10 protein-coding genes and 4 tRNA genes are annotated in these 11,386 nt (G+C 56.4%); 5 read left to right on the forward strand and 9 right to left on the reverse strand.

What is annotated here, in order from left to right; all coding sequences use genetic code 11:
• The first annotated feature begins 251 nt into the window (after positions 1-251).
• The 3 genes from Ga0074115_RS10700 (at position 252) to Ga0074115_RS10710 (ending at position 2,898) form a co-directional block, all read left to right on the forward strand.
• Positions 252-1,214 (forward strand): hypothetical protein, encoded by a 963-nt coding sequence (locus tag Ga0074115_RS10700; RefSeq protein ID WP_232433048.1) that lies wholly within the window; start codon positions 252-254, stop codon positions 1,212-1,214.
• A gap of 146 nt (positions 1,215-1,360) precedes the next feature.
• Positions 1,361-2,161, forward strand: a complete 801-nt coding sequence (locus tag Ga0074115_RS10705) for a CPBP family glutamic-type intramembrane protease (protein ID WP_082626751.1) — start codon at positions 1,361-1,363, stop codon at positions 2,159-2,161.
• Positions 2,158-2,898: a lipoprotein intramolecular transacylase Lit gene (locus Ga0074115_RS10710; RefSeq protein ID WP_232433049.1), complete on the forward strand. Its 741-nt coding sequence runs from the start codon at positions 2,158-2,160 to the stop codon at positions 2,896-2,898. Before Ga0074115_RS10705 ends, Ga0074115_RS10710 begins: the two co-directional genes overlap by 4 nt.
• A 15-nt stretch (positions 2,899-2,913) precedes the next feature.
• On the opposite strand, the gene Ga0074115_RS10715 is transcribed toward Ga0074115_RS10710, so the two are convergent.
• From Ga0074115_RS10715 to Ga0074115_RS16310, 3 genes are all read right to left on the reverse strand, one after another.
• Entirely contained in the window at positions 2,914-5,961 is a 3,048-nt protein-coding gene (locus Ga0074115_RS10715; RefSeq protein WP_060528506.1) for an efflux RND transporter permease subunit, read from the reverse strand.
• 42 nt (positions 5,962-6,003) lie between these two features.
• Complete coding sequence (locus Ga0074115_RS10720; protein ID WP_057955532.1) at positions 6,004-7,026, reverse strand: efflux RND transporter periplasmic adaptor subunit; 1,023 nt, start codon at positions 7,024-7,026, stop codon at positions 6,004-6,006.
• Between the two features lie 643 nt (positions 7,027-7,669).
• Positions 7,670-7,930, reverse strand: coding sequence for a hypothetical protein (locus Ga0074115_RS16310; RefSeq protein WP_057955533.1), 261 nt, complete (start codon positions 7,928-7,930; stop codon positions 7,670-7,672).
• A gap of 128 nt (positions 7,931-8,058) precedes the next feature.
• Here Ga0074115_RS16310 and Ga0074115_RS10730 point away from each other — a divergent pair, with 128 nt between their 5' ends.
• Positions 8,059-8,502 (forward strand): GspH/FimT family protein, encoded by a 444-nt coding sequence (locus Ga0074115_RS10730; RefSeq protein ID WP_057955534.1) that lies wholly within the window; start codon positions 8,059-8,061, stop codon positions 8,500-8,502.
• 126 nt (positions 8,503-8,628) lie between these two features.
• Here Ga0074115_RS10730 and Ga0074115_RS10735 read toward each other — a convergent pair whose 3' ends face one another.
• Together Ga0074115_RS10735 and Ga0074115_RS10740 are read right to left on the reverse strand one after the other, a co-directional pair.
• Entirely contained in the window at positions 8,629-9,294 is a 666-nt protein-coding gene (locus Ga0074115_RS10735; RefSeq protein WP_082626756.1) for a peptidase M48 Ste24p, read from the reverse strand.
• A gap of 189 nt (positions 9,295-9,483) precedes the next feature.
• Positions 9,484-9,570, reverse strand: a tRNA-Leu gene (locus tag Ga0074115_RS10740).
• Between the two features lie 418 nt (positions 9,571-9,988).
• Between Ga0074115_RS10740 and Ga0074115_RS16825 the strand changes: the two genes are divergently transcribed.
• Positions 9,989-10,327 (forward strand): hypothetical protein, encoded by a 339-nt coding sequence (locus Ga0074115_RS16825; protein ID WP_057955536.1) that lies wholly within the window; start codon positions 9,989-9,991, stop codon positions 10,325-10,327.
• 72 nt (positions 10,328-10,399) lie between these two features.
• Here Ga0074115_RS16825 and Ga0074115_RS10750 read toward each other — a convergent pair.
• The 4 genes from Ga0074115_RS10750 to pgsA form a co-directional block, all read right to left on the reverse strand.
• Positions 10,400-10,475: transfer RNA gene (locus Ga0074115_RS10750), tRNA-Gly, on the reverse strand.
• 8 nt (positions 10,476-10,483) lie between these two features.
• Positions 10,484-10,557 (reverse strand) — tRNA-Cys (locus Ga0074115_RS10755).
• An 88-nt stretch (positions 10,558-10,645) separates the two neighbouring features.
• Positions 10,646-10,721 (reverse strand) — tRNA-Gly (locus Ga0074115_RS10760).
• Positions 10,722-10,800: 79 nt separating this feature from the next.
• The gene (gene pgsA, locus Ga0074115_RS10765; RefSeq protein WP_060528508.1) at positions 10,801-11,385 is read right to left on the reverse strand and encodes a CDP-diacylglycerol--glycerol-3-phosphate 3-phosphatidyltransferase; all 585 of its coding nucleotides are present in this window, start codon (positions 11,383-11,385) and stop codon (positions 10,801-10,803) included.
• Position 11,386: the final 1 nt, after the last annotated feature.

The raw sequence follows: 11,386 nt of genomic DNA on the forward strand, positions 1-11,386 counted from the left end.
TTCGCTGATTAAGAGTTTCTTCCGCATGTCAGATACAAAGTATATTTTGGCAAGTTCAAAAATAGACTGCCAATACTTTCGGAACGATTAATACCGCCGCCCAGCAAGAACTGCAGCAGAAGATCGACGCGGTCTCCCAATCCTCTCAGAAGCGCGACGACGTCCTCTCCCGCCGCACCGAAGAGGTCTCGAAGTATCTCAGCGACAGCCTTGAGCGGGTCACCGGCAAGCTCAAATCCTCGATGGAGAGCATGGGCGAGAAACTCTCGCAGCAGACCAGTGCCTTGGAACAGGGGCTGAAGCAGGCCGGCAAGCGTCTGACAAACCACGATCAGCAGATCGAGACCTTGCACACAGTGGATGAGGAGATAAAGCAGACCACCAGCAAGCTGGGACAGAAAACTCACCAGCTGAAGATCGCCACCGATAGCCTGGAGAACAAGAGCCAGGGCCTCTCACAGGCGGTCAACCAGCTGAATAGCGAGACCGACGCCCTTCAGGAGCGGAGCAATCAGCAGGAGCAGGGTATCTCCTCGGTCATCCAGGATGAGCGACACCACTTCAAGATGCTGGGGATCAGCCTGATCCTGGTGGTACTCGCGGTAGCCGTCTTCTCCAGCTACCAGCAATACCGCTGGCACCAGGAGAACAAACTGGATCAGCGCGTTGCTCAGCAGTTCGATCTGAATGCACAACAGCAGGTCGCCATGGCACAGCAGGTTGCCTCCCTACAGCAGCAGCTGAGCGCACAGCACGCCGCCGCCAGCGCCCATCAGCAAGATAGTGAGGCGATGGCCCAGCAGGTCAAGGTTCTGAAGCAGAAGATCACCCGCCTGAAAAGTGAGCTGGCCAACATGGGGGACAGCGTCGAGAGTCTGGATGGTCGGGTCGTCGCAATCGCACCGCTGCACCAATTCGGCAGCGACAATACCATCCACGGCCCCGAGTGGCTTGCCAGTCAGCCGTCAAACCACTATGCGATTCGTCTCACGAGTGTGGCCAGCAAGCAGCAGCTCTACAAGATCGCCGATCGCTACGGCCACTACCTGAAGCAGGATCTTGCCTATCTGAAGAGCGGCAACCACTATCAACTGATCTACGGCAGTTTCAACAGCTACCGGGCGGCCGCCAGCGCGATGCGCCGCATGCCCAGCCCTGACTACCGTAACCGTCCGCAGGTGGAACAATTGGCACGGATTCAGGCGAGGATCTGACCCGCAGGGTGCAGCCCACAAAGGATTGCGGACTGCATCCACCAGCACTGGGGACGACAGCTGATTGGAGTTATCATCAGCTCAATCTGCCGGATCCCGCCTCGGTTGTCGGCAGTAGATGACAACCAACCAAGGGGGAAGCCGGAATGCCGGAAAGCCGCTGGCGACAACGCATGCAAGTCGAGGCAACCAGGAGCGACAGATTCGACTGGCAGCCGGCGATCGCACTATCGACTGCGGCCTTCTGCCTGCTGCTGATCCACTACCTCAAATTCGACCATGTCTTTGTTACCGCCCTGCAGCAGTTGCGCGGCAGCGGTGAAGCCGGCCAGAGGCTGGCTGCCGCGCTTATCACCAGCCCGTTCTTGCCGCTCTTCAAGCAGCTCTGGTGGGGGTTCTGGCATCTGCTCGGCTATCTGCTGATCCCGTTGGCGGTGATCCACTGGTTGTTTCGCGAGCCGGTCGCCGAATATGGGCTGCAACTAGCCGAGACCCGCCGCTTCTGGCTCTGGTACCTCGCCCTGGCCACGCCGATTCTTCTGTTCGCCTGGTTCGCCAGTGCGCGTCCTGACTTCCTCGCCCACTACCCCTTCTATCGGCAGGCCTCACGCAGCGTTTTCGATCTGCTGGCGTGGGAGATCATCTACCTGTTGCAGTTCTTCTTTCTCGAGTTCTTTTTCCGCGGCTTTCTGCTGCACGCCTGCCAGCGCGCCTTCGGCCTGAATGCCCTGTTTGTGATGATGCTGCCCTATCTGATGATTCACTTCGCCAAACCCTGGCTGGAGGCGAGCGGGGCAATCTTTTTTGGCCTTCTGCTCGGGCTGCTGGCGCTGCGTTCCCGCTCGATCTGGGGTGGCGTGGCGGTCCACTCCAGCATCGCCCTGGGCATGGATCTGATGGCGCTCTACCGCAGCGGCACCCTACCCCAGCGCTGGTGGCCCGGATGAGTACGGGACACCCTGTGGCTGGGCGACTGCTGGGGATAGCGTTGGCACTGGCCCTGTTCCTGGTCGCCTCGCTGCTGGCATGGCGGGCGCTGGCGGCGGCCGACTTCCTGTTTCCGCTCTGGTACGACTGGATGGGGATCGATCAGACGATCCAGGTGTACGCCCCCCAGAACCATCTTCGCCCCGGCTTCGAGACGACAGGAAAGGCGGAGCGGTTACGCCTCTTCAGAGCTATCGTGACGGCCATCCACCGACAGGGCGCGGGGCTCGGCGCGCTGCGTTACCACGACCGAGACGGCCAGCCACTGGGGCACTTTCTCACCCCGCCAGAGCAGCAACATCTGGTGGATGTCGCCCGGCTGATCGATCGCTACCGGCAACTGGCCTGGGGCAGCGCCGGCCTCAGCCTGCTCCTGCTGTTGGCCCTGCGACGAGGCAGGTGGCGACTACCAGGGGGTCAGCAGCTGCTGCTCTGCTGGCTGACGCTCCTGTTAGCCCTGGCGCTGCTGATCCTGGGCATGGGGGCGGAACGGCTGTTCTATCTGCTGCACGAATGGGTCTTCCCGGCAGGCCATCAGTGGTTCTTCTACTACCAGGATTCGCTGATGAGCATGCTGATGCAGGCGCCGAATCTGTTCGCCTATATCGCTGTGGTCTGGCTCCTACTGAGCCTGCTGGCCTATCTGCTGTTGCTGTGGCTGGCACGACGCCTGCTCGCGCCAACCCAGACCGGATAGGGCCACAACCTGCGATCAGGCGTTTTCGGCATAGGGCACCCGGAACAGCAGCGCATAGAGCACCGGCACAAACAGCAGCGTCAACAGGGTAGCAAAGCCCAGGCCGGCCATGATGGTGATCGACATATTGACGAAGAAGACATCGGAGAGCAGCGGGATCAAGCCGAGAATCGTGGTGGCGGCGGCCATCGCCACCGGCCGCAACCGACTCACGGTGGCATCGAGGATCGCAGTCAGGGGCAGCTTACCCTCTTCGATCTGCTGGTCGATCTCCTCGATCAGCACGATGGCATTCTTGATCAGCAGCCCGATCAGACTCAGTGCACCCAGCAGTGCCATAAAATCGAACGCGCCGTTGAAGGCCAACAGACCCGCGGTGATGCCAACGATCGCCAATGGCACCGTGAGCCAGATGATCAGCGGCTGGCGCAGCCTGCCGAACAGCAGAATACTGACGAGGATCATCAACAGGAAGCCCACCGGCAGCACCGACAACAGTCCGTTCTGGGCATTCTTCGAGTCCTCATACTCACCGCCCCAAGAGAGGCTGTAGCCCGGTGGCAACTCGACCGCCTCAATCTGCGGCTTAAGACGGTTGAAGAGTGGTGTCGCCAGCTCCCCCGTTGGATTACAGGAGGTGATGATGGTCTGGATCCGGTCACGGCCACGGATCACAGTATTCTCAAACGCGGTTTCAAAACCACTCACCACCTGGGCCACCGGTACCGTCTTCTGTAACGCCGGGCTCCAGACGCGAATATCTTGGATATTCGCCACATCTTCCCGCTCATCCGCCGGTGGCCGCAGTTTGATCGGCAGCAGACGGATACCATCACGATAGACCCCCACATCCTTGCCCTCGAAGGCCGATTTCAAGGCGATCGCCAGATCTTTGCGGGTAATACCGAGTTGCCGTCCCACCTGCTCGTTGAACAACGGGCGAATAAACTGCACCGGACTGCGCCAATCGTCACGCACCTCTTTGGTCTCAGGATCGGCGCGCATGATCGCCTGGGCCTGCTCCGAGAGCCCGCGTAAAACTGCTGGATCTGGCCCCTGGAAGCGCGCCTCGATCTTGCCATCACGACCGGGGCCGATGCGCAGCGGTTTGATGATCGGATCGAGCTGCGGCAGATTGTTGCGCATGTAGTCGGCCACCGCCTCCCAGATTGGCCCGATCTGTTCCAGTTGCTCGGTCTGAATGATGATCTGCGCATAGGCGGAACTCGCCTCTTTGGGCTCATAGACCAGGGAGAAGCGGGCATCACCACCGCCGACGACGGAGGTGGTCTTCGTCACCCCAGACTGCTGGCGGACGAACTCGGCCACCTGCAGGGTATCATCGCGAGTCTTGCGGATATCTGTCCCCTCCGGCTCCCAGATATCGATAAAAAACATCGGTGTATTGGCGTTGGGAAAGAAGGCGTTTTTCACATAGCCGAAGCCCATGCCGGCAACCAGGAACAACCCGACCACCACCCCGACTGTGATCCAGCGAAACCGGATCACCTGTTTTAAGACCCCGCGAAAGGCACTGAAGAGGCCCTTGTCGTAGGGGTTGCCGGCACCGACTGCATCCGCTTTCGGCTGCATGAATAGTGCGCAGAGCAGCGGCGTGGTGCTGACTGCGGTGATCCAGGAGAGGGTCAAAGAGATCAGGATCACGTAGAACAGGGAGCTGGCAAACTCGCCGGTATTGTCGGTGGAGAGGCCAATCGCGGAGAAGGCGAGGATGCCGATAATAGTGCCGCCCAGCAGCGCCCAGATACTCTTACCCACCACCTCACCGGCGGCCTTCACCACATTCATGCCACCCTGGATGCGGATCAACATCCCCTCCGCCACCACGATGGCGTTATCCACCAACATCCCCAGCGCAATCACCATCGCACCCAGGGAGATACGCTGCAGTTCGATACCGTAGAGCTGCATGATAAAGAGGGTGCCCGCCACGGTAATCAGCAGCACCGCACCGATAATCAGGCCCGATGTTAGCCCCATGAAGAGCAGCAGCACAACGATGACAATGGCCAGAGCCTGACCAACACTGACGATAAAACTACTCACCGAGTTGTCGACCTCGGTTGGCTGGTTGTAGATCGCCTGCAACTCCATGCCCACCGGGATGATCGACTGCAGCTGATTGAAGCGTTTCTCCAACGCCTTGCCCACAGCCACCACGTTTTCCCCCTCGCGCATGGAGATGCCCAGGGTCAGGGTCGGCTTGCCATTGAAGTAGATCAGCCGTGACGGCACATCCTGGTAGGCGCGGCGGATGTCCGCGATATCTTTCAGATAGATCAGCCGCTTATCACTGGAACTGATCAGCAGGTCACCAATCGCCTTTACCGAGGCGAACTCACCGCTGGGGTGGATGCGGATATAGTCATCGCCGACCCGGACCTTGCCAGCATCTTCCACCAGGTTCTGCGAGGCGAGCACCTGGGTGATCTGCTCCATCGACAGCCCCAACTCGCCGAGCCGGGTACGCGAGATCTCCACGTAGACCAGCTCCGGCTGCTCGCCACCAATGACAATCTTCTTCACTCCCGGCACCAACACCAGCTGCTTCTTCAGCGCATCTGCAGTGTCTTTCAGATCGCGATAAGTGTAGCCCTCCCCCGTCAGAGCCAGGTAGACGCCGTAGACGTCACCGAAGTCATCGATGATCACCGGCCCCTGCACGCCCGGCGGCAGCTTCTGCTTCATGTCAGCGATCTTGCGTCGTAGCTCGTCGTAGATATCGGGGAAATCCTTGGCCTTGTATTCGTCCTTGAACTCAATGCTGAGGTCAGACATGCCGGGCCGGGAGATCGACATATTGATCCGCTTCAGCTGCCCCATCAGCTGCACCGCCTCTTCGATGTGGTAGGTCACCTCATCCTGCACCTCTTGGGCAGTGGCGCCGGGGTAGAGGGTGATGATCTTGGCCTGTTTGATGGTGAAATTGGGGTCTTCCAGCTTGCCCATCCGCTCGAAGCCGTAGACGCCGCCGGCCACCATGATGATGACCAGAAGCCAGGAGACAACCTTGTTGTTGACTGAATATTCGCCGATGTTCATTGCAGATTCCCGCGGGTCAGTTCGATTCGATCTGATTGCACCTTACTGTTTCTGCTGCATCAGCTGCAGGTCATCCGACCGAGGCTCAGCCTGCTCTGTCTCTTGCATCAAGCTGATCTTCATCCCCTCGGCAAGGTAGGCGGCCCCCACCGTCACGACCCGATCCCCCGGCTGTAGCCCTGAAATAACTTCAATATTCGCCCCCTTCATCACCCCCAATTCCACCCGCTTTTCATGTACCACCATCGCCTCTTCATCAACCACCCAGACGCGGGGATCGAGCTTCCGATCACCGCCGATGGCGCTCACCGGAACGAAGTAAACCACTTTCTCGTCCAGAGAGCGGGAGAGATCGACAGTGACGCTGACTGTCATACCTGGCAACACCACCAGGCCTTGCGGCGCCGGCATGGTATAGGTCGCCTCGAAGGTCTGGGTTTTGGGATCGGCTTTGGTCGCGATCTCTTTGAAGCTCAGCTCGAATCTTTTCCCCGGCACGCTATCGAACGAGGCCCAGGCGGGGATCTGTCCACTTTCATTCCGTTCAACCCGCTCCTGAGTAATCCGCAGAATAATATTTTCTGGTACATCGATCTTGACTTCGAGACTGCTGCTGTCCTGCAGTGAGAGCACCGGCTGTTTTGCCTGCACCTCTTCAAACTGCTCGACTTTGCGTTTCGCCACCACCCCGTCGAACGGAGCACGCAGGTCGGTGTAGCGCAGGTTCTGTTGTGCCTGCTCCAGCGCAGCCGATGCACTCTTGAATGTGGCTTCGAGCTTGTCGAAATCACGACGTGAGATATGCCCTTTCTCCACCAGATCCTTAGCTCGCTCAAAGTTGTTCTTCGCACTGTCAAAACTAGCCTGGCGATCCTTCAGAGTAATGCGGTAGTCGGTGGCATCCAGCTGGGCCAGAATCTGGCCTTTTTTCACCCGATCACCCTCGTTGAACTTGATTGCCACCACCTTGCCCGGCACCCGAAAAGAGAGTTCCGCCCGGTTAACTGCATCGATACGCCCAGGAAAGTTGCGGATGCCCCCTTGTTCAGGCGCTGCCACAACCATCGATTTGACTGGTCTAACCAGATCCGTCTCGGCAGTTGGCGGCGCTTCACTACAGCCTCCAATCAAAGCTGCAATAGCAAAGGCAAGAAAAAAAGGGAGTCGACCTAATGACAGATTCTTCGTATCCATTTTGGCTTCCAGATGCTGAGAGTGAAGTCGAAGACCGCCGAAGCCTAACACACTGCACTGAGAATTAAATGCCCTTATTAAGGTCGCCATGAAGAAGCAACAGCCCAAAACAAATGAAGTAACTTCCTTGCCACAAGAATCGTTCGACTTAAACCCCCGACAAAAGCGTATTACTAGGATTTTTATGAATTAACACACACCTATTGGCTTAAGAAGTCAGACCCCATCCCGATACCAAAATCAAGCAAAGGCTGATATCGAGCCTATTGGGGGTCAAAGCTATGAAATCAACCACATCTATCCAGCACTCCTTACGAAGCAAGGGGCGACTGCTCACCCACATCTTGTTAATCCTCTTCCTCAGCTTACTCGTCGTATCACCTAATACCTACGCGAGCAAACACAAGACCAATGACAAAGTAACAATCTGCCATATACCTTCTAGCAATCCAGGCAATGCTCATACCATCAGCGTTGCGAAATCTGCCGTTAAAGCTCACATGGATCACGGTGACTACAAGGGCCAGTGCCCGAGTAAAAACAGTGGCACAAAGGGCAGCAGTTCAGGCAAATCAAAGGGCTCTAGCGCAAGTTCAACCAATAATAAAGGCTCAAGTAAAAAGAAAGGTTCGAGTAAGAATAAAGGCTCGAGCAAGAAGAAAGGCTCGGGTAGTTCCAGCTCTGGCGGTTCCAGCTCTGGCGGTTCCAGCTCTGGCGGTTCCAGCTCTGGCGGTTCCAGCTCGACTAGTTCCACCCCTGCAGTCACGCCGACCATCGATTACAGCGAAGCCGACGCCGCTGTATTCACTCTGAGCAATGGCCGCGCCAAGAGCCGCAGTATTTCAGTCAGCGTAACCGGACGTGTAGCAACTTCGAATTAAGTAGGTAAAAAGGGAGAACGCCATGAAAAACAACTGTATCTATCAATCGTCAACGAGCACTAAAGGCATGCAGGGCTTTACGCTAGTTGAGCTGCTAACCACATTGACGGTCGCCCTGGTACTGCTGTTGGTTGGTGTCCCCGCTTACAACCAGCTGAGTGCAAACAATCAGATAACGGCAGAAAGCCACAATTTAGTTTCACATCTGCAATATGCCAGAACAGAATCGGTAAAGCGGGGACTGCCGGTCACCATCTGTGCGTCAGATGATGGGGCAACCTGTTCCGGTTCCGAGACATGGAATGTCGGCTGGATCGTATTTACCGATGGAACAGGCTCTAAGGGTGAAGCCGATGGTAGCGATACAGTGCTCCGCGCCTACCTGAGTGACAGTGACAATCTGACACTTAATGCCAATGTCGCTTACATTCAGTACCAACCTGATGGCACCATTGAGTTGAACTAGGCCTGTTAACACCCCCCGCCGGTTTATCGCCCCTCTTCAACGAGGGGGTTTTTCTGCGTCCTGGAACGACGACATGATCAGAAAAATAGTTTCTGACTTGCAACTCTACAACCAATCACAAAAAGATCAGTCAACCCGAAACTCGAGAGTAAATGCGCCAAGCCTTCTATTTATAAGGCCCGTTAGGGCATAGACAAACAGCACAATCCCTAACATCTCACAGAGCTCTTCAACCGTGTACAAAAAACTATAGAGAATAGTCGCTGTACCGTGCGCCTCGGCCTCCCTCGCTCCAATCAGTTCCAATCCAATCGCACCCAACAGAAATAATCCACCGGAAATAACAAATTGAATTCTTAGAAGCTTTGAAAGGGAAAATAGAAACTTTAGGTAGGAGATCAGAAAAACAAAAGCGGCAATTCCATAGGGTATTACCCAAGCAAAATAGAACACGCCTTCTGCTGGAACAATGTTAGAGACAAGATCACCAATCCCTTCATGAATCTGGGCACCCTCATCAAGCGAAAGAAACAGAAAAATCAACGCAAGCCCAAACCAATGATGGCGATATCGTTCCTTCTTCAGATAGTGATATCGGCTAATCACTGCAAGCAGGATTGCGGCAAACAGCAACGCAAAAGATGAGTACCAAGAGGGTAGATTCCCCTCATAATCGAAATCGAGCAACTCGATGAAATCAAACTGATCCGGATCATTGATCAGGAAATAGATAACCAACTGTCCAATGTGCAGCAATGCGAGCACAAAGATCGTGCCCAACATCAGCCGCATAACAACCTTTCTCGAGATAACGACATTCATGCGCAGTTTATAACTCGGATAATGTCTCTTTTCCAACGCTCAGCTGGTTAACAGGAAATCCGGCAACCCCGGCTCCATCCCTAATTCATCATAAACTCTTTACGTAGAGATAGGATCGCCAGTGTCAGTGATTCCTTCGCTGGAAGAGGGCGTTAATAGTGGTGCCCGGAGCCGGAATCGAACCGGCACGGGGTTGCCCCCGAGAGATTTTAAGTCTCTTGCGTCTACCAATTTCGCCATCCGGGCATGGACGAGCGACGCATTCTAGCGCATCGAACAGTCAAGGGAAATTTACATCGCACCAGCCCAGGGAAATTGCATCTGAGCCGCCATACCGTGTAGCTTTCCTCTGACGAGACCCCACCCAATTTGTCGCACTCGCCACACCAGGCAAGCCATGAGAACCCATGGGGCACTCACCACGACCAGAGAGACTACAGGGATGAAGCCACCATCAAGATCGCTTGGCGCCTGTCTGCTGATTGCATGCCTATGTATTACTGGCTGCCAGAGTACGCCACAAAAGCCGCCATCCGGAGCGACAGCCGAAGCAAGTCCGACACTGCCCCCGACTCAATCTCTTGCTACCCTCCCATCAGCGACAGAAAAACCGATCTCCCCCGCTGCTCACAAGATCCTCTCCATTGGCCAGGAGATGGCACTGGTGAAGCGGGAGATCATTCAGGGAAGTTGCTGGGACTATGCCAACGCGGTCTATAATCAGGCCGGTTACCCCAACCGAAACGGCCAGCGCATCACCATTTTTAAAGGTAAAAAGTCTGGCCCCTATGCCGCCATCGCCCTGATCGAGCCGGGCGACTTTCTCTACTACATCAACCACTCCAATTACGATGTAGAGCACAGCGCGATCTTTATCGAATGGATAGATATAAAGAGGAACAAGGCGCTGATGCTAAGCTATGGCGGTGAGCATCGCAAAGCGCCTGCGCGCTATCGCCTCTATGATCTCTCCAGCGTCTACCGGATCATCCGGGCCAATTAGCGCAAGCAGGACAGCGGCAAGCCAGGCCCGCAGGCACAAAAAAGCCCCGGATGTCCGGGGCTGATTGCCATTTGGAGCGGGAAACGAGACTCGAACTCGCGACCCCAACCTTGGCAAGGTTGTGCTCTACCAACTGAGCTATTCCCGCATTCTAGATGGAGGCTTGGGTCGGAATCGAACCGGCGTCCACGGCTTTGCAGGCCGCTGCATAACCACTCTGCCACCAAGCCTAAAACAGTTCCGGACGCTGCCTGAGTGGCGGCAGCAGCCGTGAATCTAACAAAAAAGCCCCGGTACTGCCGAGGCTCTTTCACAATTTGGAGCGGGAAACGAGACTCGAACTCGCGACCCCAACCTTGGCAAGGTTGTGCTCTACCAACTGAGCTATTCCCGCTGCGTCAGAACGAAGCGTATTGTAGCGGCGCGGATGTTGCTGTCAAGCATCAATCAACTGAAACAGCTGATTCCCCCTCCTACTTCTCCCTTGGCAACACCTCCACCACCGACTGCCCAGAGAGACTGGGCCAGGCCGCACGCAGATAGACCACCATCGACCAGAGCGTCAGAATAGCCGAAACATAGAGTAGCACAAAGCCGACCGTGAACACCGGGATCTCCCACAGTGGCTGCTTGATGATTAACAGCAGGATCGCCACCATCTGCACTGCGGTCTTGAACTTACCGATCATCGACACTGCCACCTGGGCGCGCGCGCCGATCTCGGCCATCCACTCGCGCAGCGCTGAGATGGTGATCTCGCGGCCAACGATGATCGCTGCCGCCAGCGCCAGCGCCGGGCTCGGCTCCGCCTCCACCAACAGCAGCAGCGCTGCCGCCACCATCAGCTTATCTGCAACCGGGTCGAGGAAGGCGCCAAACGGCGAAACCTGCTGCCAGCGCCGCGCCAGATAGCCATCCAACCAGTCAGTGACACTGGCCAGAGCAAACACCGCCGCAGAGAGCACCCTGGCCCCCTCGAACGGCAGGTAGAAGATCAACACAAACACCGGGATCAATAGGATCCTCAACAGCGTCAGGATATTCGGAATGGTCCACACA

The organism is endosymbiont of Ridgeia piscesae, assembly GCF_001443665.1.
Classification (GTDB): Bacteria; Pseudomonadota; Gammaproteobacteria; order Chromatiales; family Chromatiaceae; genus Endoriftia; species Endoriftia persephonae.